Origin of the sequence: Marinobacter sp. UBA3607 (assembly GCF_002375525.1) — a bacterium.
In the GTDB taxonomy this organism is placed as follows: Bacteria; Pseudomonadota; Gammaproteobacteria; order Pseudomonadales; family Oleiphilaceae; genus Marinobacter; species Marinobacter vinifirmus.
In genome coordinates this window covers 32,444-56,860 of sequence record NZ_DFLY01000034.1, presented here as the reverse complement: position 1 = coordinate 56,860, position 24,417 = coordinate 32,444, and the positions used below count along the sequence as shown (strand labels likewise).

The 24,417-nt window shown below is 59.4% G+C and carries 25 protein-coding genes; 16 read left to right on the top strand and 9 right to left on the bottom strand.

Going from position 1 to position 24,417, the window contains the following annotated elements; all coding sequences use genetic code 11:
• Window positions 1–31: 31 nt before the first annotated feature.
• Both rph and B2589_RS13390 read left to right on the top strand, forming a co-directional pair.
• On the top strand, window positions 32–748 hold the full coding sequence (gene rph / locus B2589_RS13395; protein ID WP_199456815.1) for a ribonuclease PH: 717 nt from the start codon (window positions 32–34) through the stop codon (window positions 746–748).
• A gap of 172 nt (window positions 749–920) precedes the next feature.
• Window positions 921–1,934 carry an IS110 family transposase gene (locus B2589_RS13390; protein ID WP_286816921.1) on the top strand — a complete coding sequence of 338 codons (1,014 nt, stop codon included), beginning with the start codon at window positions 921–923 and terminating at the stop codon, window positions 1,932–1,934.
• A gap of 330 nt (window positions 1,935–2,264) precedes the next feature.
• On the opposite strand, the gene B2589_RS13385 is transcribed toward B2589_RS13390, so the two are convergent.
• On the bottom strand, window positions 2,265–3,071 hold the full coding sequence (locus B2589_RS13385; protein WP_022987604.1) for an exodeoxyribonuclease III: 807 nt from the start codon (window positions 3,069–3,071) through the stop codon (window positions 2,265–2,267).
• 82 nt (window positions 3,072–3,153) lie between these two features.
• Between B2589_RS13385 and pyrE the strand changes: the two genes are divergently transcribed.
• Window positions 3,154–3,792 carry an orotate phosphoribosyltransferase gene (gene pyrE, locus B2589_RS13380; RefSeq protein WP_022987603.1) on the top strand — a complete coding sequence of 213 codons (639 nt, stop codon included), beginning with the start codon at window positions 3,154–3,156 and terminating at the stop codon, window positions 3,790–3,792.
• 3 nt (window positions 3,793–3,795) lie between these two features.
• Complete coding sequence (locus tag B2589_RS13375) at window positions 3,796–4,488, top strand: DUF4124 domain-containing protein (protein WP_286816920.1); 693 nt, start codon at window positions 3,796–3,798, stop codon at window positions 4,486–4,488.
• A 32-nt stretch (window positions 4,489–4,520) separates the two neighbouring features.
• On the opposite strand, the gene B2589_RS13370 is transcribed toward B2589_RS13375, so the two are convergent.
• Both B2589_RS13370 and B2589_RS13365 read right to left on the bottom strand, forming a co-directional pair.
• Window positions 4,521–4,937: a hypothetical protein gene (locus B2589_RS13370; protein ID WP_022987601.1), complete on the bottom strand. Its 417-nt coding sequence runs from the start codon at window positions 4,935–4,937 to the stop codon at window positions 4,521–4,523.
• Between the two features lie 143 nt (window positions 4,938–5,080).
• Window positions 5,081–5,419 (bottom strand): DUF2782 domain-containing protein, encoded by a 339-nt coding sequence (locus B2589_RS13365; RefSeq protein ID WP_286816919.1) that lies wholly within the window; start codon window positions 5,417–5,419, stop codon window positions 5,081–5,083.
• An 85-nt stretch (window positions 5,420–5,504) separates the two neighbouring features.
• Here B2589_RS13365 and polA point away from each other — a divergent pair, with 85 nt between their 5' ends.
• On the top strand, window positions 5,505–8,234 hold the full coding sequence (gene polA / locus B2589_RS13360; RefSeq protein ID WP_286816918.1) for a DNA polymerase I: 2,730 nt from the start codon (window positions 5,505–5,507) through the stop codon (window positions 8,232–8,234).
• Window positions 8,235–8,320: 86 nt separating this feature from the next.
• Window positions 8,321–8,683 carry a hypothetical protein gene (locus B2589_RS13355; protein ID WP_286816917.1) on the top strand — a complete coding sequence of 121 codons (363 nt, stop codon included), beginning with the start codon at window positions 8,321–8,323 and terminating at the stop codon, window positions 8,681–8,683.
• Window positions 8,684–8,720: 37 nt separating this feature from the next.
• On the opposite strand, the gene B2589_RS13350 is transcribed toward B2589_RS13355, so the two are convergent.
• The 3 genes from B2589_RS13350 to B2589_RS13340 all read right to left on the bottom strand — a co-directional run bounded on the left by B2589_RS13350 (window position 8,721) and on the right by B2589_RS13340 (window position 12,537).
• Window positions 8,721–10,220: an OmpP1/FadL family transporter gene (locus tag B2589_RS13350; RefSeq protein WP_286816916.1), complete on the bottom strand. Its 1,500-nt coding sequence runs from the start codon at window positions 10,218–10,220 to the stop codon at window positions 8,721–8,723.
• Between the two features lie 143 nt (window positions 10,221–10,363).
• Window positions 10,364–11,485, bottom strand: a complete 1,122-nt coding sequence (locus B2589_RS13345; protein WP_022987596.1) for a PilT/PilU family type 4a pilus ATPase — start codon at window positions 11,483–11,485, stop codon at window positions 10,364–10,366.
• Between the two features lie 17 nt (window positions 11,486–11,502).
• Window positions 11,503–12,537, bottom strand: a complete 1,035-nt coding sequence (locus B2589_RS13340; protein WP_022987595.1) for a type IV pilus twitching motility protein PilT — start codon at window positions 12,535–12,537, stop codon at window positions 11,503–11,505.
• A 52-nt stretch (window positions 12,538–12,589) separates the two neighbouring features.
• On the opposite strand from B2589_RS13340, the gene B2589_RS13335 reads away from it, so the two are divergent.
• The 10 genes from B2589_RS13335 (at window position 12,590) to B2589_RS13290 (ending at window position 21,661) form a co-directional block, all read left to right on the top strand.
• Window positions 12,590–13,297 (top strand): YggS family pyridoxal phosphate-dependent enzyme, encoded by a 708-nt coding sequence (locus B2589_RS13335; protein ID WP_286816915.1) that lies wholly within the window; start codon window positions 12,590–12,592, stop codon window positions 13,295–13,297.
• Between the two features lie 66 nt (window positions 13,298–13,363).
• Window positions 13,364–14,197 (top strand): pyrroline-5-carboxylate reductase, encoded by an 834-nt coding sequence (gene proC, locus B2589_RS13330; protein ID WP_286816914.1) that lies wholly within the window; start codon window positions 13,364–13,366, stop codon window positions 14,195–14,197.
• Between the two features lie 22 nt (window positions 14,198–14,219).
• Window positions 14,220–14,804, top strand: a complete 585-nt coding sequence (locus B2589_RS13325) for a YggT family protein (protein ID WP_022987592.1) — start codon at window positions 14,220–14,222, stop codon at window positions 14,802–14,804.
• 218 nt (window positions 14,805–15,022) lie between these two features.
• Window positions 15,023–16,987 (top strand): dynamin family protein, encoded by a 1,965-nt coding sequence (locus B2589_RS13320; RefSeq protein ID WP_286816913.1) that lies wholly within the window; start codon window positions 15,023–15,025, stop codon window positions 16,985–16,987.
• Window positions 16,988–17,159: 172 nt separating this feature from the next.
• Entirely contained in the window at window positions 17,160–18,308 is a 1,149-nt protein-coding gene (gene metX / locus B2589_RS13315; RefSeq protein WP_286816912.1) for a homoserine O-succinyltransferase MetX, read from the top strand.
• On the top strand, window positions 18,305–18,907 hold the full coding sequence (gene metW, locus B2589_RS13310; RefSeq protein WP_232902353.1) for a methionine biosynthesis protein MetW: 603 nt from the start codon (window positions 18,305–18,307) through the stop codon (window positions 18,905–18,907). Before metX ends, metW begins: the two co-directional genes overlap by 4 nt.
• Window positions 18,904–19,353 (top strand): DUF4426 domain-containing protein, encoded by a 450-nt coding sequence (locus B2589_RS13305; RefSeq protein WP_232902354.1) that lies wholly within the window; start codon window positions 18,904–18,906, stop codon window positions 19,351–19,353. Before metW ends, B2589_RS13305 begins: the two co-directional genes overlap by 4 nt.
• Before the next feature lie 4 nt (window positions 19,354–19,357).
• A complete protein-coding gene (gene rdgB, locus B2589_RS13300) occupies window positions 19,358–19,957 on the top strand; it encodes an RdgB/HAM1 family non-canonical purine NTP pyrophosphatase (RefSeq protein WP_022987587.1) in 600 nt (199 codons plus the stop codon).
• Window positions 19,958–19,961: 4 nt separating this feature from the next.
• Entirely contained in the window at window positions 19,962–21,110 is a 1,149-nt protein-coding gene (gene hemW, locus B2589_RS13295) for a radical SAM family heme chaperone HemW (protein ID WP_232902355.1), read from the top strand.
• Window positions 21,110–21,661 (top strand): hypothetical protein, encoded by a 552-nt coding sequence (locus B2589_RS13290; RefSeq protein WP_232902356.1) that lies wholly within the window; start codon window positions 21,110–21,112, stop codon window positions 21,659–21,661. Before hemW ends, B2589_RS13290 begins: the two co-directional genes overlap by 1 nt.
• 33 nt (window positions 21,662–21,694) lie before the next feature.
• Here the strand turns inward: B2589_RS13290 and trmB are convergent, their stop codons facing one another.
• From trmB to B2589_RS13275, 3 genes are all read right to left on the bottom strand, one after another.
• The gene (trmB, locus tag B2589_RS13285) at window positions 21,695–22,420 is read right to left on the bottom strand and encodes a tRNA (guanosine(46)-N7)-methyltransferase TrmB (RefSeq protein WP_232902357.1); all 726 of its coding nucleotides are present in this window, start codon (window positions 22,418–22,420) and stop codon (window positions 21,695–21,697) included.
• A 97-nt stretch (window positions 22,421–22,517) separates the two neighbouring features.
• Window positions 22,518–24,047 carry a YifB family Mg chelatase-like AAA ATPase gene (locus B2589_RS13280; RefSeq protein WP_286816911.1) on the bottom strand — a complete coding sequence of 510 codons (1,530 nt, stop codon included), beginning with the start codon at window positions 24,045–24,047 and terminating at the stop codon, window positions 22,518–22,520.
• Window positions 24,048–24,131: 84 nt separating this feature from the next.
• Window positions 24,132–24,383: an accessory factor UbiK family protein gene (locus B2589_RS13275; protein WP_022987582.1), complete on the bottom strand. Its 252-nt coding sequence runs from the start codon at window positions 24,381–24,383 to the stop codon at window positions 24,132–24,134.
• Between the last annotated feature and the right edge of the window lie 34 nt (window positions 24,384–24,417).

Genomic DNA, 24,417 nt, shown 5'->3' with positions numbered 1-24,417 from the left:
CGGACATTCATCTTTAAAAACAGGACACACTATGCGACCAAGCGGCAGAACGCCCGAGCAACCCAGAGACGTCCGCATCACCCGCAACTACACCCGCCACGCAGAAGGCTCGGTGCTGGTTGAGTTCGGCGACACCAAGGTTATCTGCACCGCCTCGGTAGAGAACAAAGTACCGCCCTTCCTGCGCGGCGAAGGCAAAGGCTGGATCACCGCCGAATACGGCATGCTGCCCCGCTCCACCGGCAGCCGCATGGGCCGCGAAGCCGCCCGCGGAAAACAAGGTGGCCGCACCGTAGAAATCCAGCGCCTGATCGGCCGCAGCCTACGCGCCGCGGTAGACCTCGAAGCCCTGGGCGAACACACCATCACCATCGACTGCGACGTCATCCAGGCCGACGGCGGCACCCGCACCGCGGCCATCACCGGCGGCTGCGTGGCCCTGGTAGACGCCCTGAACCACCTGGTAGCGAATAAGCGCCTGAAAAAATCTCCACTTAAGCAAATGGTCGCCGCCATTTCCGTAGGCGTATTCAAGGGCACCCCGGTAGCCGACCTGGACTACCCGGAAGACTCCGAAGCCGAAACCGACATGAACGTAATCATGACCGATCAGGGCGGGTTCATCGAAATTCAGGGAACTGCCGAAGGCGCACCGTTCGAACAAACAGAGCTGGACGCCATGCTGACGCTGGCAAGGAAAGCGATTAATCAGTTGTTTGAACTGCAGAAAGAAGCCCTGAAAGGCTAACTCAGGAGTCTGGGGTGGCGTTGTGGCAAGCCTTCCCCAGAATTTCGAAGGCCATGGATGGCCTGAGAGAAGCGCACATGGATGATGGGATGAACACCTCTTGTTGAGATCGGCGTCAAAGCGCCACTATTAGATGTGCGAAATCAATAGGTCAACAACAAGAGGTGTTCAGATGAACGTTACCCTAATCGGAATCGACTTGGCAAAAACTGTCTTTCAGGTTTGTGGTGTGAACCGAAGCGGCAACCCGGCGTTCAATCATCAAGTGCGCAGGAATAGGCTGATTGAGAAGTTGCTGCAGTATCCGGAAGCGACGATTGCCATGGAGGCCTGCAGTGGTTCGAACTACTGGGGTCGGGAGCTAAAGAAGCTGGGCTTTGAGGTGTTATTGATTCCGCCCCAGCATGTGAAGCCGTTTGTGAAGGGCAACAAGAACGACCGGAACGATGCCTTTGCGATTACAGAGGCCGCCCGGCGACCGAGGATGCGGTTTGTGGAACCGAGATCGCTGGAGCAAACAGACATACTGGTGCTGCATAAGCTGATCAATCGGAAGGTCCAGGCCCGGACCGCGTTGATCAATCAGATCCGGGGCTTTCTGAACGAGTACGGCGTCATCGTTGCGCCGGGCAAGGAGCGATTACTCAAGGCGTTACCAGAGTTGCTGGAGGACGCGGAGAACCCACTGACCTGTGCTGCCAGAGAGGCCTTACAGAGTCTGTTGGAAGAGTGGAGAGAGGCCAATCGCCAGATACAGATGCATGAGGCGAAACTGAAGCAAACAGCCAAACAGCTGGAGCCGGCACGGCGCCTGATGGGCGTGAAAGGGGTTGCGGAGAAAACGGCAACCGCGGTGGTGGCCTATGCCGGTGACGGTAAGGCATTTAAGAGCGGGCGACACTTTGCAGCCAATCTGGGATTGGTTCCGAACGAACACTCCAGTGGCGGCAAGCAAAAGCTCGGACGCATCACCCGTCGAGGGAATAACTATCTGCGCCGATTATTGGTTCAGGGTGCCTGGTCGGTCATCCGATACACGGATAAAGCCACCGACCGGCTATCACGCTGGGCGGCAGGGGTTATTGAGCGCAGAGGCAAACACAAAGCGGTGATTGCCGTGGCCAACAAGTTGGCAAGAATTCTATGGGCAATGCTCTACCACCAAACGGAGTACCGGGCGGCGTAAAGCAGCACCCAAGGAGCAAAGGCACCCCACGCAAATGCGGTGAGTAATGAGTTAACAGGGTTAAACCGGCCCTTGTGAATGCTGGCGAGCACACGGAGCTCCAACTCCGTACGGACGATAAGCGGCAAGGGCGCGGTTTTCATTGAGGCCAGAGTCACCGAAGTGACTCATCATAAAGGCCGGATATACGTGCGCAGTTTTACCCAGTTAACTTTTTACACCACCGAGAGCTTGGGAGGCTTGCGCAACAAGAGGTCTACATATATGTGCTCGTAGCGGTTCTGGGGAAGGCTTGCCACAACGGCGCCCTCCCCCAGATTAAGGATCGGCTTAAAAACCGATTTCGATATCGTAGTCCATGATCACCGGCGCATGGTCAGAGAACCGCGTACCGTCATCAATCCAGCCATCGCGAATGGTCTTGCGAATCCCCGGCGTCAGCAAATGGTAATCCACCCGGATACCGGCCTTCTTGCGTGAACCCTCGGTCTGCTCCGGCCACCAGGTAAACTGGTTGCTCTGCTTGTTGATCTCGCGGAATGCATCAATACAGCCCATCTCATCGAACAAACGATCCAGCCACGCACGCTCATGGGGCAGGAAGCCGGAAAAATCTGTCTTGTGGTAGAGCGGACTGGCATCCGTTACATGGTGAGCCGTCTGCAGGTTGGCACAGAAGATAAACTGACGACGCTTGCGCAGGGTTTTCTGCATGTGCACGCCAAAGGCTTCCATGAACTCGTCTTTGTGATCGAGAACGGTCAGGTCGTCTTCGCCGGTCAGCTCCTCTTCGCGGCCCAGGGCACAGGGCGCCAGAACACAGGCTACGGATACCTTGTCGAAATCGGCCTGGATAAAGCGACCTTCACGGTCGGCCTGCTCATTGGCAAAGCCGTACATAATGGCTTTCGGGAAGTGACGGGTATAGATGCCCACACCGCCGTGCTCGTTCAGCTCGCCATCGATGAAGTAGGCCTCATACCCTTCCGGAATCAGGTTTTTGTCTTCAACTTCGTAGGCACGCATCCGGTGGTCCTGAACACAGACAACATCAGCGTCCTGCTCTGCCAGCCAGTCAAAAAAGCCCTTCTCAACAGCCTGCTCCAAGCCATTGACGCTGATTGATACTACGCGCATACGTGTTCCCTGATTCGGTTTGTGTAGTATGATACCGGTTTTACGCTTTAATTAAAGATCCTATCCCGCCAGAAGCCTTGCCATGCATGACTATCAGCAAAAATTTATCGAATTTGCCATCCAGCGGAACGTTCTGCGTTTTGGAGAGTTCACCCTCAAATCCGGGCGCACCAGTCCGTACTTTTTCAATGCCGGACTGTTCAATACCGGCGACGACCTGCTACAACTAAGCAAAGCCTATGCCGCCGCGATAGAACGCAGTGGGCTGGATTATGACATCATTTTCGGGCCTGCCTATAAGGGCATTCCGTTGGCTACGGTTACCGCGATGGCCCTTGCAACAGACGGTAACAGCAAACCTTTTGCCTTTAACCGTAAAGAGAAGAAAGATCACGGTGAAGGCGGTAATATCGTAGGCGCCCCCTTGCAGGGTAAAGTGCTGATTGTGGATGATGTGATCACCGCAGGCACCGCCATCCGGGAGTCCATAGATATTATCCGGGCCGCCGGGGCCGAGCCGGCCGGCGTATTGATTGCCCTGGACCGCCAGGAAAAAGGCAATGGCGAACTCTCGGCCATCCAGGAAGTCGAAAAAGAATTCGGCATTCCGGTCGTCAGCATCATCCGCCTTGAACAGGTACTGGACTACCTGAAGTCCAACCCGGAATTCGCCGGCCATGCGGAGAGCGTAGCCAGCTACCGGGACCGTTACGGAGTCTGATAAATGCAACACCGTGTGATCGCATCGCCGGTTCTCGCCGGTCTTGTCGCCCTGGGGCTCCTGGCCTCTGCCGGCGCGCAGGCGACCATGTATCGTTACACGGATGAAAATGGACAACTGGTGATCGGCAATACCATTCCCCAGGAAGCCACCAAGCGCGGCTATGAAATCCTGAGCGACAACGGCCGGGTTGTGAAAACCATACCCCGGGCGCTGACAGCCGAGGAAATCGCCGCGCGGGAAGCGGCCAGGCAAGCCGAAGAAGAGCGCCAGCGGCAACTCGAGGCCCAGCAAGAGCTGGACCGGCAATTGCTGAAGCGCTTCAGCCATCCGGACCAGGCCATCCGGGCCCTGCGCCGGAAAATCCAGGAAATGAACAGCCTGATCCAGCTCAAACGCGGCAATATCAACGTAATTTCCGGGCAGCTGGATAACGAACAGAGCCGCGCCGCCGATATGGAGCGGGCGGGGCGTGAAATCCCCGAAGCCACGCTGGAGAAAATCCGCAGGCTGGAAGCCCAGATTCGTGAGGTAGAGCGGGAAATCTCAGCCCAGCAGCAAGACATCGAGTCCGTGCGCAAGGCCTACGAGGAAGACGTTCTCAGGCTGGAAGAAATTACCGGGGATAAACGAACCATTCCCCTGAACCCGGAAAGCGAAAATCCTGATCCGGAAACAACAGAGGGCGCTCAATGAGCGCCCTCTGCTTTTTACACTACCGGCCTTAATCAGGCTGAGGCAGTTTCTTTCTTGGCCGCAGGCTTACGCGCCGCAGTTTTGCGGGCAGCCGGCTTCTTGGCGGTGACTGACTTCTTGGCGTCCTGGGCCGCCTCGGCCACATCTTCAGCGGCTTCGGATACGGCATCAGCACTTTCAGCCGCTTCTTTCTCCAGCTTGGCAACCAGCTCAGCCGCGAAGTTACCGAAACGGCCGTTCAGGGAGCGCAGTTGCTCGAACAGGGTTTCGGAGTAGCCGTTATAACGCTTGCGCAGGCTCTTCACGCTGTACTCGCGGGCTTCCGCTTCCAGCTTCTCGGCGTAGTCGAACGGCTTGGAGGCCAGCTTCTTCTGCTGCTCTTCCGCGGCGTTGATGCCCTTCTCTACGATGTCCTGCAGTTGTTCCTGGTAAGATTTGAGTTTACCCATGATGACTCTCCTGACGTTTCAGACGTTCGTGATTTTCCAACTTCGGCCGGCACTTCAGCGATCAGCACAGCCGGCTTCTGGTAACTTTCACAGTCAGGTTACGGGCAAAAATTAGAATGTTCATACTAGAACTGCTCAGGTAATCACCAACGGAAGATTACCCAACTCGGAACCAGCAAGTCTGAATCGGTATCCTGCACCCAGCCACCGCCATCGGCAGGCACCAGATAGTATTCCGGACCGGTTTTCGGCACCACCTTGATCTCCATAAGTTGGCCGTTGACCCGGTACTCGTAGAAGACTTCGTTCTCACCCGGGCGGATGACAATCTCCGGACCACCCTCGGGCGGCTGGTAATCGGAGATCACCAGCGGCTCCTGTGGCGTGACCACCGGGACGGCATCCAGGGCCCCCTCATCCTGGGCCACAGCCGGCACACAGAAGCAGCCCAGCAACAGGGCGGAACAGGCGATTCGTTTCATTTTCGTGGTACCCTTTGGTTCATCTTTCTGGCTAGAGTTGCACAAGCCAACCCACGCTTCAATCAGAATCCGGACCCGTTTTGACATGACTGAGAAAAAGACCCCACCCGTGGTTCTGGTAGACGGATCTTCCTACCTGTTCCGTGCCTACCACGCCCTGCCCCCGCTCACCACCAGCAAGAACCATCCCACCGGCGCCATCAAAGGCGTGGTGAGCATGCTGCGGCGGCTGGAGCAGGACTTCCCGGAATCAAAAGTCGTGGTGGTTTTCGATGCCAAGGGCAAAACCTTCCGGCACGACATGTACGAAGAGTACAAAGCCAACCGGCCGCCCATGCCGGAAGACCTGGCCATGCAGATAGAGCCGATCCACAACATCGTACGGGCCATGGGCCTGCCGCTGCTGATTGTGCCTGGGGTAGAAGCCGACGATGTGATCGGCACCCTGGCCCACGAAGCCACCAGCAAGGGCATCGATGTAGTGGTGTCGACCGGCGACAAGGACATGGCCCAGCTGGTGAGCGACCACGTTACCCTGATCAACACCATGACCGAAACCGCCATGGACCGTGACGGCGTAGTGGAGAAGTTCGGCGTAACGCCGGAGCAGATCATCGACTACCTGGCCCTGGTGGGCGACAAGGTGGACAACATCCCGGGCGTGAACAAATGCGGCCCGAAAACCGCCGTAAAGTGGCTGCAGGCGTATAACGACCTGGATAACCTGATCGAACACGCCGGCGAAATCAAAGGCAAGATCGGTGAATACCTGCGCGAGGCTATCGACACCCTGCCCCTGAGCCGGGAACTGGCCACCATCCGCCTGGATGTGGAACTGGAATTCGGGCTGGAAGACCTCACCGAGCGGGAGCAGGATGACGACAGCCTGCTGGAGCTGTTCAAGGAATACGAATTCCGCAGCTGGATTGCAGAGCTGGAAAACGCAGGATCTGCCAGCGACAAGAAAGCCGCTGCCTCCGAGACAGAGCCGGCCAAGGCCATTGAGAAACAGTACTCGGTGATCACCGAACAGGCGGAGCTCGACAAGTGGCTGGAACGCCTGAAAGCCGCCGACCAGTTCGCCTTCGACACCGAAACCACCAGCCTGCGTTATATGGACGCCGAAATTGTCGGCGTATCCTTTGCCATCGAGCCGGGCGAAGCGGCCTATGTGCCCCTGGGCCACGACTACATGGGCGCACCGGACCAGCTGGACCGTGACGAAGTGCTGGCCCAGTTCAAACCGCTGCTGGAAGACCCGAAACAGAAGAAGATCGGCCAGAACCTGAAGTACGACAAGAACGTGCTGGCCAACCACGACATCCACCTGGAAGGCATCAGCGACGACACCATGGTGGAGTCTTACGTGCTCAATTCCGTGGCCACCCGCCACGATATGGACAGCCTGGCCCGGGAGTATCTGGGCGAGCAAACCATCACTTACGAATCCATCGCCGGCAAGGGTGCCAAGCAGCTTACCTTCAACCAGATTGATCTGGAAAAAGCCGGGCCCTATGCCGCCGAAGATGCCGACATCACCCTGCGCCTGCATCAGGCCCTGAGCCCGAAACTGAAAGAAACCGGCAAACTGGAATCCGTGTACCGCGACATCGACCTGCCCCTGGTGCCGGTGCTCTCGCGCATGGAACAGCGGGGCACCCTGATCAGTGCCAGCACTCTGCGCCAGCACAGCCAGGAGCTGGCCGAACGCATGGCGGAGCTGGAGAAGGAAGCCCACGAGGTAGCTGGCGAAAGCTTCAACCTCGGGTCTACCAAGCAACTGCAGGCGATTCTGTACGACAAGTTCGGCCTGCGGGTGATCAAGAAAACCCCCAAGGGCGCGCCCTCCACGGCCGAGCCGGTGCTGCAGGAACTGGCCCACGAGCACGAACTGCCCCGGCTGATTGTGGAACACCGCAGCCTGAGCAAGCTCAAATCAACCTACACCGACACCCTGCCGGAGCTGATTCATCATCGTACCGGCCGTGTGCATACCTCGTACCACCAGGCGGTCACCGCCACCGGGCGCCTGTCGTCCTCCGAACCGAACCTGCAGAACATCCCCATCCGCACCGAAGAAGGTCGTCGCATCCGCCAGGCGTTTATCGCTCCGGAAGGTTACAAGCTGCTGGCAGCGGACTATTCCCAGATTGAGCTGCGCATCATGGCACACCTGTCTGGTGACAAGGGCCTGCTGACCGCCTTCGAGCATGGCGAAGACATCCACAAGGCCACGGCCGCCGAAGTATTCGGCGTCAGCCTGATTGAAGTCAGCTCCGACCAGCGCCGCAGCGCCAAGGCCATCAACTTCGGCCTGATCTACGGCATGTCGGCCTTTGGCCTGGCCCGCCAGCTGGGCGTGGAAAGAAAGGTGGCGCAGGAATACATCGACCGCTACTTCGAGCGTTACCCGGGCGTGCTGCGTTACATGGATAACATCCGCAAACAGGCCCACGACGATGGCTTCGTGGAAACCCTGTTTGGCCGTCGGCTGTACCTGCCGGAGATCAACGCCCGTAACAAGCAGATGCAACAGGCTGCCGAACGCACCGCCATCAACGCGCCCATGCAGGGTACCGCCGCCGATATCATCAAACGGGCAATGATCGATGTAGACCAGTGGCTGCACGCCGAGCACCAGAATGACGCATGCATGACCATGCAGGTGCACGATGAACTGATCATCGAAGTGCGGGAAGACGCCGTGGAGAAGGTCCGCGAGGGACTGGTGAAACGCATGTCGGCGGCCGCAAAGCTGGACGTACCGCTGCTGGTGGAAGCCGGCGTGGGCGACAACTGGGACCAGGCCCACTAACCCGGCGCTCGCATGGCATAAAAGCTGCATCGGCCCCGGTGTCCGGGGTAACACCCGATGCAGTGACATCCATGCGAGGCCTTCCCATGAATTCCGCAACCATTGAACGCAACTGGCTGTTCGACCCTTCCCTGTTAAAGCTGGTGCACCAGTGCCGGCGCCTGATCCAGTCCGAGTTCGGGGTTAAACTCCACCTTAACGAAGCCGACCTGGCGCAGAACCTGGCCAGTTATGCCGGCAAGAGCCGGTCAAAGAACCTGGTGTATACCTGGCAAGCCCTGAAACAACGGGTGCCGGAACTGAACGAGGAAACGGAAGAGGAACGTGTGGCGCCGCGAATGTACCGGGGACAGCCGATTGCCGCTGGCCGGCAGGAGAAGAGTTCTGTACAGGGGGAACCCTGCCCCCGGCAGAAGAAAGTGATCTACCGGGGGCAGGTGGTGGGCTGATTCCAGAGGGAATCAGCCCTGAGTTGAGGTCAGCTGATTAGAAGGCTTTGCTGAACTCGATCGCAGCACTCCAGGCGCTGAGTTCGTATTCAGCTGTGTAGTTAGACGCACCAGCATTTGGGTCCTTCTGGGACGGCGCATCGTGCTGGTATTGGAACTCATTAACCTTCACGTCGTCCGCAAAGATCAGGGTTCCAACCGCTGCATCAACGGTCCAGCCACTTGCCACATCATTCCACTGTGCACCCAGCGTCAGCCAGTGGCGATCTTCAGATGGAATACGTGCCGTCACGAACTGGTCCACAGGTGACTCATCAAACGCGTAGCCTGCTTTGAAAGCCCACTCGGGAGTCGCCTGCCAGATTCCACCAACGTTGAACTGCCAGGTGTTTTTCCATTTCTCGGTAATGTGGGTGATTGGAGTATCGCCTGTGCGGCCAGTTGCACTCGAAACGTCGCCGCTCGCGCCTTCTCTGGAGTTAATATCCAGTTCTTCAAAGCGGCCCCAGCGAGCATACGTAGCACCGGCCAGAACTGTCCAATCGTCAGCTATTTGATGACGCAGACCAACGGTCAGGCTCTCAGGAATCTCTAAAGGAACCTTCACTTTTTCGGTCTGTGTAGATTGAGCTCCTGTCGGAAACACTTGGTCACCTACACCGGGCAACGTTACAACCGTCGTGTCTGGAATGTTGCTTACCTTCGCATCGCCTTCCAAGTCAAATCGTGTTGGAGTCTGTGCAGACAAACCAATCTGAGTTTTTTCCGACAGTTCGTATAAGAAGCCTATACGGAAATTAACTGCAATATCGTCGCCCTCGATATCTGCGTAGCCTTGTTCAAAACCGTTCACAGAGCTAGGGTCAGGTACACCAATCGCTGAAGGGGGGGCTGGAGCGGTGATAGCACCGATATCGTTATACCCTTTCTGCCAACGGCCATAAGCACCAGAGTAGTCTTGGAACTTCGTCAAGCGACCTTCAGCATACATAACGTTTAGCCCCAACCCCATCGACAGGCCTTTGCCGTTATTGATGGAAATCGCAGGAGAAAATGAGATTACAGTTAACTCCGTCTTGTCGGCGAAATAACGACCAACAAAGTCATCATCATAATCAGCAGCCAAACCATAAGGGGCATGAATGCCGAAACCTACATCAATCGAATCATTGATCTCGTGGGTCAGGTAGAAGTTCGGAAGCACTGCTGCGTCCGCAATGTCACCACCCGTAGAACCAGAAACGTCTCCACCGAGCTGATTCTTAGCGGAAGCACTCTTCGCCTCAGCATCAATATCCAGAACCGCCGCACCAAAAGAAATATTGGTACCAGACAGCTGGCTCATGCCCGCCGGGTTAAACAGCACGGTGGTAGCGTTTTCGGGGTTGGCGGCAGCGCCGGCGTTGGCGACGCCCATCTGGCTGGCGCTTTGTTCGTTCAGAGAGAAACCACCGGCCATTACGCTGGCAGGTGCCGCAACAGCGGCCAGGGTAGCAAAGCGGATTGCTTTTACGAGTGCATTGGTGTTCTTGTGCATGGTGTCTCCTTATTAGTTTCGCGCGGAGTATACGCAGCACATGGCAACGGCCTCAAATGCCAAAGCTACTGATTCAACAGGCTAACCATCTACGACTTTTGTCTTAAATCAAAGCCCCGGAGCCGGGGCTTTGTACTGCGGAATTAATCGTGCTGGATCGAGAGTTTGTCGACGGTAGAGGACAGCTTGTCAGCCCCCTGGGCATCTGCGCCCAGTTTGATCATCAAACGCAGGTCGTTGGCGGAGTCGGCATGGGCCAGCGCATCCTCGTAGGTAATCGAGCCTTCAGAGTATAGACGGTACAGGGCCTGGTCGAAGGTCTGCATGCCGGATTCGTTCGACTTCGCCATCAGTTCTTTGAGCTTGTGTACCTCTGCCTTACGGATCAGGTCAGCCACCAGCGGGGTGTTAATCAGGACTTCGATAACGGCCTTCCGGCCTTTGCCGTCCGGCGTGGGTACCAGCTGCTGGGCCACAATAGCCTTCAGGTTCAGGGACAGATCCATCCAGATCTGGTTGTGCTGCTCAGGCGGGAAGAACTGGATAATCCGGTCCAGCGCCTGGTTGGCGTTGTTGGCGTGTAGGGTGGCCAGGCACAGGTGGCCGGTTTCGGCGAACTGCACGGAGTATTCCATGGTCTGGCGGGTACGCACCTCACCGATCAGGATAACGTCCGGCGCCTGGCGCAGGGTGTTCTTCAGGGCCACTTCGAAACTTTCGGTATCAATACCCACTTCCCGCTGGGTCACGATACAACCCTGGTGCTGGTGCACGAATTCGATCGGGTCTTCGATGGAAATAATGTGGCCGCGACTGTTGCGGTTACGGTGCCCCAGCATGGCCGCCAGCGAGGTGGACTTACCGGTACCGGTGGCACCCACAAACATGATCAGACCCCGCTTGGTCATGGCCAGGTCCTTGACGATTTCCGGCAGCGCCAGGTCGTCAATCTGCGGGATCTTCACTTCGATACGCCGCAGCACCATACCGCACAGGTTGCGCTGGAAGAAGGCGGACACACGGAAACGGCCGATACCCCGGGCGCTGATGGCAAAGTTGCATTCGTGGCTTTCGTCGAATTCGGCGCGCTGTTTGTCGTTCATGGCGCCGTACACCAGCTCGCGGGTCTGTTCCGGTGTCAGGGCGTTCTTGGTGACCGGCAGAACCTTGCCGTTCACTTTCATGCTGGGAGGTACGCCTGCTGTAATGAACAGGTCTGAACCACCCTTCTCGACCATCAACCGCAACAGTTTTTCGAATTCCATCTTGCTACCTACTTATCTCAGAAGTTATCCGGCATCTTGGCCTTGGCTCGAGCCTGTTCGCGAGAGATGAGGCCCTTCTGCAGCAAACGCTCCAGGCACTGGTCCAGGGTCTGCATGCCAATGGAGCCACCGGTCTGGATAGACGAGTACATCTGGGCGATCTTGTCTTCCCGGATCAGGTTCCGGATAGCCGGGGTACCGATCATGATTTCGTGGGCCGCAATCCGGCCGCCACCCATTTTCTTCATCAGGGTCTGGGAGATAACCGCCTGCAGGGATTCTGACAGCATGGAACGGACCATGGATTTTTCTTCCGCCGGGAATACGTCAACCACCCGGTCAATGGTCTTGGCCGCGGAGGTGGTGTGCAGGGTGCCGAATACCAGGTGGCCGGTTTCGGCGGCGGTCAGGGCCAGGCGGATGGTTTCCAGGTCCCGCAATTCGCCCACCAGGATGATGTCGGGGTCTTCCCGCAGGGCCGAACGCAGGGCTTCGTTGAAGCCCAGGGTGTCCCGGTGCACTTCACGCTGGTTCACCAGGCACTTCTTGGATTCGTGCACGAATTCGATCGGGTCCTCAATGGTGAGGATGTGCTCGTAGCGGGTGTCGTTGATGTAGTCCATCATCGCCGCCAGGGTGGTGGACTTACCGGAACCGGTGGGGCCGGTGACCAGCACCAGGCCACGGGGCACCGAGGAGATATCCTTGAAAACCTGGCCCATGCCCAGATCTTCCATGGTCAGAACCTTCGAGGGGATGGTCCGGAACACGGCGCCGGCACCGCGGTTCTGGTTGAAGGCGTTAACCCGGAAACGGGCCACGCCGGGCACCTCGAACGAGAAGTCGGTTTCCAGGAACTCTTCGTAATCCTTACGCTGCTTGTCGTTCATGATGTCGTAGATCAGCCCGTGCACTTCTTTGTGCTCCATGGGCGGAAGGTTGATACGACGAACATCGCCATCAACACGAATCATCGGGGGCAAACCGGAAGACAGGTGCAAATCCGACGCACCCTGTTTGGCCGAGAAGGCAAGCAGTTCAGTAATATCCATAGGATTCCTCGGAGGGCTTTTTCTTTTAGTCCAGAAGCGGCAAACTCACACTATGAGCAGCATAGCAGACAACATCGGGAGCGTAACCCGACGCATACAAAAAGCAACACTGAAGGCCGGGCGCGACCCCGACAGTGTGCGCCTGTTGGCAGTCAGCAAGACCCGGCCACCGGAAGACCTGCGCGCCGCATTCGAAGCCGGGCAAAAGGCATTCGGTGAAAACTACCTTCAGGAAGCGCTCGACAAGATTGGTGCGCTGGAAGACCTGCATGGCATCGAATGGCACTTCATCGGGCCTATCCAGTCCAACAAAACCCGGCAGATTGCCGAGGCCTTTGCCTGGGTACACAGCGTGGATCGCCTGAAGATTGCCCGCCGGCTGAGCGAACAGCGGCCGGAGTCTTTGCCGGCCCTGAACATTTGCCTGCAGGTGAACATCAACAACGAAGACAGCAAGTCCGGCTGCACACTGGACGAACTGCCGGAGCTGGTATCGGCAATCAGTGACCTGCCAAACATCAGCCTGCGCGGGCTGATGGCCATTCCGGACCCGGACCAGCCGGAATCGGAGCTGCGGCTGAGTTTCCGAAAACTGGCCGGCACCCTGAAAAACCTGAAACAGGACCACCCGGACGCCGGCCCGCTGGATACCCTTTCCATGGGTATGTCTGACGACCTGGAACTGGCCATTGCCGAAGGTGCCACCTGGGTTCGGGTGGGCACCGCCCTGTTCGGAGCCCGGGCGAAAAACAGAGCCTGAGCTGATCGGCCCGGTTCCTGCTATCATCCGGATCAACGAATCCATCGACCAAGCCCGGAGTTTACCGTGAGCAACTCATCCACCATTTCCTTTATCGGTGCCGGCAATATGGCCAGCGCCATTATTGGCGGCATGCTTGATAACGGCTACCAGGCCGGAAACATCTGGGTCAGCGCGCCCGACGACAGCCACCTGCAGGCCCTGCGCGATCGCTTCGGTGTAAGCGTGACCACCGACAACCGCCACTGCGCCCAACAGGCCGACATGGTGGTGCTGGCGGTGAAACCCCAGGTGATGGCAGAGGTTTGCCGGGATATCGCCCCGGTGGTTCAGAATACCCGGCCGCTGATGGTGTCTATTGCCGCCGGCCTGGCGTCTGACACCCTGGACGGCTGGCTCGGTGGTGGCCTGCCCCTGGTGCGGGTAATGCCCAATACGCCGTCACTGGTTGGCAAAGGCGCCGCCGGCCTGTTCGCCAATGCGGCGGTAACAGCCGAACAGAAAACCATGGTGCAGTCGGTATTTGAAAGCATTGGCTCTGCCCTGTGGGTGGAGGATGAAGAACAACTGCATGGCGTAACCGCGCTGTCCGGCAGTGGCCCGGCCTACTTCTTCCTGATGCTCGAAGCGCTTGAAGCGGCCGCCACCGAAGCCGGCATCGCCCCGAAAACTGCCCGGGAACTGGCCATCCAGACCATGGCTGGCGCCGCGGAGATGGCGGCCCGCAGCGAACACGACCCGGCCCAGCTAAAACGCAATGTGATGTCGCCCGGCGGCACCACCGAGCGGGCCATCAATACCTTTGAAGACGGCGGCATGCGAGACCTGGTGCAGAAAGCCTATAATGCCGCCTTCGAACGCTCGCAAGAAATGTCCAAAGAACTGGCAGACAAACAGTAACCGATAACGGAGACACAGCTTCATGCTGGCAGACATTGTCATTACCATCCTGCTGATCGCGTCCACCTTCTACATGACCATCGTGTTGCTGCGCTTTCTGCTGCAACTGGCGCGGGCGGATTTCTACAACCCCATTTCCCAGTTTGTGGTGAAGGCCACCAACCCGCCGCTGCGCCCCCTGCGCCGATTCATTCCCGGCTGGGGCGGCATTGACGGCGCCGCGCTGGTACTGGCCGTCATTATCCAGGCCATCACCTTCTTCCTGATCCTGGTCGCCCTGAACGGCGGCATCCCCGCCATCAACCCCATCACCCTGCTGGTGTGGGCGGTGCTGAACGTGCTCAGCCTGATTGTGAAGATCTACTTCTGGTCGGTTATCGCGGTGGTTGTGGTGAGCTGGATTGCGCCCCAGAGCGGTCACCCGGCTATCCAGCTGGTGGCGCAGATTACCGAGCCGGTAATGCGGCCTGTGCGCAACATGATGCCATCCATGGGCGGGCTGGACCTGTCTCCGATCATCGTGTTCCTGATCCTGAACGTGATTACTGTGGTGATCGATCACATGAAGGTGGCTGCCGGCCTCGGCTCGATCGGCCTCGGGATGTAAAACAGGTCTCGAAAATACATTTTGTTACACAAAAGTCGGAACGCAGACTTTTTGAGAGCCGGAAGATCAACCTTTTGATTTTCCGGCTTTTTTATTTTGTCATCCCGGGCCTTCCGCCTTGATCCGCGACAGGTTCAGGCGCCAAAAACCGGCAAAGCGGTTATGATTAACGGCATTTAATCTGGGAGCACCCGGAAGTCGCGCAGAAGGATAAACCGATGAAAATGCAGGGAACTCTGTCGCAGCAGGTTGAGGCCTATCATAACTGGAAGAAGGAACTCATCCGGCAGATCGGCCGTTACCGGCTGTGGCTGCAGGACAACGACCTTTTCTCAGAAGACGTCAGCACCCGCATCCGTAACGGCCTAGAGCTGCTCATTGAAGATGAGCTGACCATCGCCTTTGCCGGGGAATACTCCCGGGGCAAGACCGAGCTGATCAATGCCCTGTTCTTCTCCGGCTATGGCCAGCGCATGCTGCCGTCCCAGGCGGGCCGCACCACCATGTGCCCCACCGAGCTGTTCTACGACCGCAGCGCCAACCAGAATTACCTGCTGTTGCTGCCGATCGAAACCCGCACCGGCGAACTCTCCCTGCAGCAACTGCGCAAGCAACCGGAGCACTGGGTCAGGCACGACCTGGACGAGCACGACCCCGAAGTGATGCGAGAAGTGCTGGCCGAAGTTGCCCGCACCAAGAGCGTAACGCCCCAGCAGGCCCGCAAGCTCGGGTTCGACGAGGACATGCTGGAGCACGACCGCAGCAACCCCGGCAACGTACTGGTACCGGCCTGGCGTAACGCCCAGATCAGCATTCGCCACCCGCTGTTCGAACGCGGCTTGCGCATTCTCGATACCCCGGGCCTGAACGCCCTGGGTTCCGAGCCGGAGCTGACCATCAGCATGCTGCCCCGGGCCCACGCCATTATCTTTGTGCTCAGTGCCGACACCGGTGTAACCGCCAGCGATATGGCGATCTGGAACGAGCATATCGACACCGAGTACGCCGACCACCGGGCTGGCCGCTTCGCGGTACTGAACAAGATCGACGTACTCTGGGACGACCTGCAGGGCGAGCAAAATACCAACGATGCCATCGAGCGGGTGCGCGGCTACACCGCTGACCACCTGGGCATCCGCCAGCAGGATGTGATTCCGCTGTCTGCCAAGCAGGGCCTGATCAGCCGTGTTCGCAATGACGATGCCCTGTTTAAACGCTCCAACATCGACCAACTCGAGCAACTGATTGTCCGCCGCATCCTGATGCACAAGGAAGAGCTGATCACCCAGAACCTGATCAACGATCTCCTGGGGATGCTGCAGAACAGCCAGGCGGCCATGCATATCCGGCTGTCGGCCCTGGAAGAGGAACGCACGGCCTGCACCGGCGCCACCGTAGACAAGGCACCCATTGCCCGGCTCGCCGAGCGGGCCCACAAGGATTACGACTTCTACTATAAGAAGCTGATTACCCTGCGCTCATCCCGGCGGCTGATGGACTCCCAAGGCGAGATGTTGCGCAAGCTGGTGAGCGAGGAACGCTTTGAAGCCCATGCCGCGAAGGTACGGCTGAAAATGTCGAATTGCTGGACGACCGCGGGCATGAACGCGGCGATGGATCACTTCTTCGAGCTACTGGAAACCGACCTGACCAACCTGCTCAGCGAGGGCCACCTCGCGGAAAAAATGGTTGGCGCCATCTACCGCCGCTATAACGAAGATAACCGGGCACGGTACCTGGAGCCTATCCCCCTGCGGGCCGGACGCCATGTGATCGCGGTGCGGGAATTGCGCAAGAAAGCCAGGCGGTTCAGGGTCAGCCCAAAGAACCTGCTGACCGAGCAATCCCTGCTGGTTCGACGGTTCTTCAACGTGATGGTGGGTGAAGCCCGCACCCTGCATGCCCGGGTGCGAGCTGACGTGGAGCGCTGGCCCCATGAGGCCCTTCTGCCGATCATGCAGTACTCCATGGAGCAGAAGCAGTTGCTGGAGCACCAGATCCGCCGCCTGCGCGATATGGTGCGAACCGACCGCGACACCCGGAGTGAACGGGAGCGGCTGGACCACACCATTGCTGACCTGCGCAAACAACTGGAGCTGGCCGATGCCATGATGCGGCAAATCCGCAAACCGGCCCCCACCCTGCTGCAGCAGAAGGTGGTAAATATTTCCGGCGCTGTCTGACATACCGGAGCCCGGGCAGCACACCCCCGGGCTCCGGGCCTTGCTCGCCGGCACCGCGCCGGTTGCAGCAACCACCCCCCGCCTTTAAACTGCAGTGCTGGCGCGTTTTTTCCGCGCACCCCATGGCCTATGGCCAGAACCTTGTGGACCGGATCAGGAACTCAACACACCCATGCCCGATTCCCTGCCCTCGGATTCCGTTGGCCTTGTCAGCCCGCAGACCATCCATTTTGACGCCCCGATCGACCTGGCTTGCGGCCAGTCCCTCGAGAACTACGACCTGGTGGTGGAAACCTACGGCACCCTGAATGCCGATGCGAACAACGCGATCCTGATTTGCCATGCCCTGAGCGGGCACCACCATGCCGCCGGCTACCATTCGATGGAAGAGCGCAAACCCGGCTGGTGGGACAGCTGCATTGGCCCCGGCAAACCGATAGATACCAACCGCTTCTTTGTGGTCAGCCTGAACAACCTTGGCGGCTGCCACGGCAGCACCGGGCCCGGTTCCGTCAATCCGTCCACCGGCAAACTCTACGGCCCGGACTTTCCGGTTATTACCGTAGCAGACTGGGTAAAAAGCCAGGCCCGACTGGCCGATCATCTCGGCATCCAGCAATGGGCGGCGGTTGTGGGCGGCTCCCTGGGCGGCATGCAGGCTTTGCAGTGGAGCCTGGATTTCCCGGAGCGGGTTCGGCATGCAGTGGTGATTGCCTCGACCCCCCGGCTCAGCGCCCAGAACATCGCCTTCAACGAAGTGGCCCGGCAGGCCATCACCTCGGACCGGGAATTCCACGAAGGCCGCTACTACGAACACGACGTTCTACCTCGCCGGGGGCTGATGCTGGCGCGCATGGTCGGCCACATTACCTATCTGTCTGACGCGTCCATGGGCGAGAAATTTGGCCGGGAACTGCGGGAAGAAGCCTACAAGTTCGGCTTCGATGCCGAATTCCAGGTAGAAAGCTACCTGCGCTACCAGGGCGAGCGTTTCTCCGAAAGTTTCGATGCCAACACCTACCTGCTGATGACCCGGGCGCTGGACTACTTCGACCCGGCCTACGAGCACGGCGGCGACCTGTCAAAGGCCCTGGCACCGGCACAGTGCGAATACCTGGTGCTGTCATTCAGCACCGACTGGCGGTTCTCGCCGGAACGGTCGGAAGAGATGGTGAATGCCATGATCTCCGCCCGCAAGAAAGTCAGCTACGCGGAAATTGATGCGCCCTGGGGCCACGATGCGTTCCTGATCCCGACACCCAGATACACCGACATCTTCACGGCCTACATGGACCGTGTTGCCAGGGAGGTTGGCGCATGAGACCAGACCTCGAAATCATCCAGCAATGGGTTGAACCCGGCCACCACGTACTGGACCTCGGCTGCGGCGATGGCACCCTGCTCGACTTCCTTCAGAGGGAACGGGGCGCCAGCGGCTTTGGCCTGGAGATCAACCCGGACCACATCACCACCTGCATGGGCAAGGGCGTGAGCGTGATCGAGCAGAACCTGGATACCCAGGGCCTGGACAACTTCGATGACGGCATGTTCGATGTGGTGTTGATGACCCAGGCCCTGCAAGCCGTTCGCCGGCCAGACAAAGTCATCGAAGAAATGCTGCGGGTAGGCCGGGAAGGTATTGTGACCTTCCCCAACTTTGCCCACTGGCGACTGCGCTGGGGCCTGGCCCTGAGCGGCCGCATGCCCGAATCCAACGCGCTGCCGTATAAGTGGTATAACACGCCCAATATCCGGCTGTGCACCTTCAAGGATTTCGAGGCGCTGTGCCGCCAGAAAGGTATTCGCATCAAGAGCCGGCGGGTGGTCGACGGCCAGCACCAGAACAGCTGGCTGGCCAGGCTGTGGCCGAACCTGCTGGGAGAAATTGCCATCTACCGCATCACACGGGAGAACCCATGATGATCACACGCACTGTTTCAAAACTGGTGTTTCTGGCCTTTGCCCTGTTGGTAGCCGTTCAGGCCCAGGCCGGGGAGAAAGATTTTGGCGACTACCAGGTTAACTGGAGCGTTTTTCCCAGCACCTTCCTGGACCCGGAAGTCGCCAAGGCCAACAAACTGCAGCGCAGCAAGGGCATCGGCATCGTCAACATTTCCATCATGGCCGAGAACGAACACGGCCAGCCTGCGCCTGTGGGTGGCCAGGTTGAAGGCCAGGTGTCCAACGACATCCAGCAGGTAAACTTCCTGGCGTTCCGGCGCATCCAGGAAGGCGATGCTGTGTACTTCATCGCCCAGTACCAGTACCGGTCCGGCGACCTGATGACCTTCAACATTACTGCCCGCCCCACCGGCCACCAGCAGGACCTGCCGGTGCGGTTTTCCCACACGCTGTTTAACGACTGAACCTATGTCACAGAAACTCGTCATCGCCAGTAACAACAAGGGCAAGATTGCCGAACTGACGGACCTGCTCGGCCCACTCGGGCTTGAGCCCGTTGCCCAGGGCGCGCTGGGCGTGGGTGAAGCTGAAGAACCGGCGGTCACCTTTGTGGAGAACGCCATTCTCAAAGCCCGCCATGCCGCCCGGGAAACCGGTTTGCCCGCACTGGCGGATGACAGCGGGCTGGCAGTGGATGCCCTTGGTGGCCAACCCGGTGTGCGCTCTGCCCGCTATGCCGGCGCCAATGCTTCCGATGCCGACAACGTGCAGGCCCTGCTGACGGCCCTGAAAGACGTTCCGGAAGCACAGCGCAGCGCCCAGTTCCACTGTGTGCTGGTGTACCTGCGCCACGCCGACGATCCCACTCCGGTTATCTGCCACGGCCGCTGGCCCGGCAGAATCCTGGCCGAGGCCCGCGGTGAAGGCGGCTTTGGCTACGATCCGGTGTTCTACGCCCCCGAATTCGACTGCAGCGCCGCCGAGCTGACCCGGGAGCAGAAAGGCAGTGTCAGCCACCGTGGCCGCGCCCTGGCCAGCCTGCTGGAACAGTTAAAGGCGGAGGCCTGACGGCATGACCGCCACCTCCCCCGTGGCGGTCTGCCCGCCCCTGAGCCTGTACATCCACGTACCCTGGTGCGTGCGCAAGTGCCCCTACTGCGATTTCAACTCCCACGCCATCCGGGGCGATATCCCGGAAGCGGCGTACCTGCAGGCCATCCTGGAGGACCTGGAGCCCGACCTTGCCTACCTGCGCAGCCGCCCCATCGAAAGCGTGTTTATCGGTGGCGGCACCCCGTCACTGGTGACCGGGGACTTCTACCAGCAGCTGTTTACGGCTTTACGCCAGCGTATGGACTTTAGCGACAACGCCGAGATTACCCTTGAGGCCAACCCCGGCACTCTGGAAGCCGGCCGCTTTGAGAGCTTTCGGGAAGCCGGCATTAACCGGCTGTCGATCGGTGTGCAGAGCTTCAACCCGGAGCACCTGAAAACGCTGGGCCGTATCCATAATGCCCAGGCCGCCCACGAGGCCATCGCAGCAGCCCGGGCCGCCGGCTTCGACAATTTCAATATCGACCTGATGCACGGCCTGCCGGGCCAGACCCCGGAACAGGCGATAGGCGACTTGCGAGAGGCCCTGAGCCACAACCCTGCGCACTTGTCCTGGTACCAGCTGACCATCGAGCCCAATACCGAGTTCTTCTCCCGGCCGCCACCGCTGCCGGATGACGACCGGCTTTGGGCCATCTACCAGCAGGGCTCGGAGTTTCTGCATGCTGCCGGCTTCACCGACTATGAAGTGTCCGCCTGGTCCCGGCCCGGCCGGGAAAGCCGCCATAACCTGAATTACTGGTTGTTCGGCGATTACCTGGCCCTGGGTGCAGGTGCCCACGGCAAGGTCAGCCTCGAAGACGGGCGCATCATTCGTTACTGGAAAACCCGGCAGCCGGACGCCTATCTGAACCGGATCGGCAGCCGCACTTCAGGCACCGAAGCCATCGAGCCGGAAGACCGGGCACTGGAGTTCATGATGAATGCCCTGCGCCTGAAACAGGGGGCTGATGAGCAACTGTTCAATGAACGAACCGGTTTACCCCTGAGCACGGTTGCGGTACAACTTGAATCATTAAGAAAACAGGGTTTGTTGACCCCGCACCGGATTCAGGCAACGGAGCAGGGGCAGAGGTATCTGAACAGCCTGCTGGAGCAATTTCTCTGATGGTTACCGTACAGCGTCCACCGTTCCTGCCGGTAAAACCCATGCGTTCGCCCATGAAGGCGTCCCTGGTGCTGGCCGTCGGCCTGTTTCTGGTCATCGCGGTGCTTAACCAGTCCCTGAAAACCGAAGCCGCGCCCCAGGGCATTTTCAGCTTCCAGTTGGCGGCAACGGCTGAACAAAGCGGTGCCATACTGCAGAGCTGGGGGCAGGAGAACCTGGCTTTCGCAGAACTCTCGCTGTGGCTCGGGCTGCTGTTCACCGTGGCCTGGCTCGCGGCCCTGCTTCAGCTGACCCGGCACTTTACCCGGGACCGGCCGGGTATCCGGGAACGCAAGGTAGCGCGCTGGGTGCGGGTACTGTTTGTAATTGCAGGGTTGTGTGACGTAGCGGAAAACTCGGTGCTGCTGAATAACCTCGCAACGCCGACCGATGCCATGAGCAGCTCCGCTGCGATCCTGGCGCTGGTAAAGATTACCGGAGTGATGCTGGGTATTGCGGGATTGGTGGTGATCCGGGCGGCGCGCCGGCACCCCCTCAGCCAGCCTGGCTAAGCCGCGTGGCTGAGTAAGCGCCGGGGCAGCAGATCAGTTGGTGCGATAGAACAGCAAGTCCCAAACGCCGTGGCCGAGCTTCTCGCCACGCTTCTCGAACTTGGTGATCGGGCGGTCATCCGGGCGCGGAGAATAGCCACCCTGCTCCTGGGTGTTGGCGAAGCCTTCGGAATCGTTCATCACTTCCAGCATGTGTTCCGCGTAGTTTTCCCAGTCTGTGGCCAGGTGCAGCACACCACCCACCCGCAATTTGTGACGGATGCGCTGAATAAACTCGGGCTGGATCAGCCGGCGCTTATGGTGCTTTTTCTTGTGCCACGGATCCGGGAAGAAGATCATCACCCGGTCGAGGGAGGCATCCGGCAGGCACAGGTCGATCACATCATTGGCGTCGATGTTGTAGACCCGCACGTTCTCCAGGCCACGGTCTTCCACATCCTTAAGCAGTGCGCCCACGCCCGGCAGGTGCACTTCCACGCCGATAAAATCCTGCTCTGGCGCGGCTTCGGCCATATCCGCCAGCGACTTGCCCATACCGAAGCCGATCTCCAGGTTCAGCATGTTGTCGCGGCCGAACACCTCGCGGGGGTCAATCATACCGTTGTCACGGCTCAGGCCGTACTTGGGCCAGCTGCGGTCAAAGGCCTTTTTCTGGCCTTCAGTCATCCGGCCCTGACGCAGTACAAAGCTGCGCACACCACGGCGGGTGGTAATCGGGTTTTCGCCGGAAGTGTCCTTCGGGTCGTTCTGGTCGCTCATCTGTTATCCTCACGCGCCTTCGCGGATGTGTTATCAGGAAATTGCCGACAGTTTAACAGACTCCGCAGGGCCAGACCTGCTCCCGGACAGGTGAAACTCAGGCTGAAACCACCGGGCCCTGATTCTGCTGGCGATCAAGCTGACGGTAGCCCAGGGCTTCCATCAGATGGTTGCGGGCGATGCCCCGCTCACCGTCCAGGTCTGCCAGGGTGCGGGCCACCCGAAGAATCCGGTGCAGGGCCCGGGCCGAAAGCCCCAACCGCTCCATGGCGGCCGACAACAATTTTTCGCTGCCGGTATCCAGCTGGCAGGACTGGTGCAGCAGATTGCCTGCCAGGGCGGCATTCAGGCTCCCCCGCTCCGTTTGCGCAGCCCGGGCTTTCAGTACCCGTTCCCGGACGCTGGCACTGCTTTCTCCTGCCTCACCGGAGCCCAGCAGCACCTCGCCGGTCTGCACCGGCACCTCCACATGCAAGTCAAAGCGGTCCAGCAACGGGCCGGAGATCTTCGAGCGGTATCGCATCACCTGCGCCGGCCCGCACTGGCATTCAATGGTGGGATGGCCGCTATAGCCGCAGGGGCACGGATTCATGGCGGCGACCACCTGGAACCGGGCAGGAAAGGTTACCTGCCGGGCAGCCCGGCTGATGGCAATCTCCCCGCTCTCCATCGGCTCCCTCAGTACTTCCAGTACCCGCCGCTGAAATTCCGGCAGCTCGTCCAGGAATAATACGCCCCGGTGCGCCAGGGAGATTTCTCCGGGGCGGGGGCTGCTGCCGCCCCCGACCAGGGCCACCGCCGAGGCAGTATGGTGCGGCGCCCGGAACGGTGGCTGGCGCCAGCCACCGGGCTTCACCGGCAAACCGGCAACGGAATGCACGCTGGCAACTTCCATGGCCGCGGCATCATCCAGTGCGGGCAGAATGCCGGGAAGCCGGCTGGCCAGCATGCTTTTGCCGGTGCCCGGCGGGCCGAAGAACAGCAGGTTATGACCACCGGCTGCGGCCACTTCCAGCGCTCTCCTGGGTACCTGCTGGCCCCGGACATCCGCCAGGTCGGCGCCGGAATACTGCCCCTGCGGCTCAGGATCTTCTGCCCGGGGCACCGGTACCAGCCGCGCCCGGCCCGACAAATGCTCGCACACCGTCAACAGGTGGCTGGCCGCCAACACATCGCCGTTACTGGCCAACGCGGCTTCGTCGGCATTGTCCTGGGGCAGGAGCAGTGAACGCCCCGCCTCCCGGGCCGCCAGCACCGCCGGCAATATCCCTTTAAGTGGCCGCAACGCACCATCAAGGGACAGCTCGCCAATACACTCCAGGTCTTTCAGGCTTTCGGCAGGAATCTGGCCGGAGGCGGCCAGAATACCCAGGGCGATAGGCAGGTCGAAGCGGCCACCCTCTTTGGGCAGGTCGGCAGGGGCCAGGTTTATGGTGATTCTGCGGGCAGGGAATTCGAAGCCGGCATTGAGCAGCGCGCTGCGCACCCGGTCTTTGCTTTCGCGCACGCCGGTTTCAGGCAGCCCGACAATCGACAGCGCCGGCAAACCACCGGACAGGTGCACTTCCACGGTAACGGCAGGGGCAGACACGCCAATGCTGGCGCGGGAATGGACAATAGCTAGCATGACAACCTTCCTTGGTAACAGACAAATGGCCCCCGGTTACGAATCGGGGCCGCCGGGCAGGCATCCTGCGCCCGGCTGTTTCATTTACGACTGCAGCTTCTGCTCCAGTTCGGCTACCCGCTTTTCCAGCGCTTCGACTTTCTCGCGGGTTTTCATCAACACCGCCTGCTGGGCATCGAATTCTTCCCGGGTCACCAGTTCAAGGCGGGACAGCACGGTCATAACGGTAGCCCGCGCCTGGGTTTCAAAATCTTCCCGGGCGGCACGGGCCATGTCGGGAACAAACTGGCCAAACTGGCCCTGCAACTGTGCAAAGAAATCCTGCGGCCCTTTCATCGAAAACCTCGCATATAACACTTCATTCAAATCG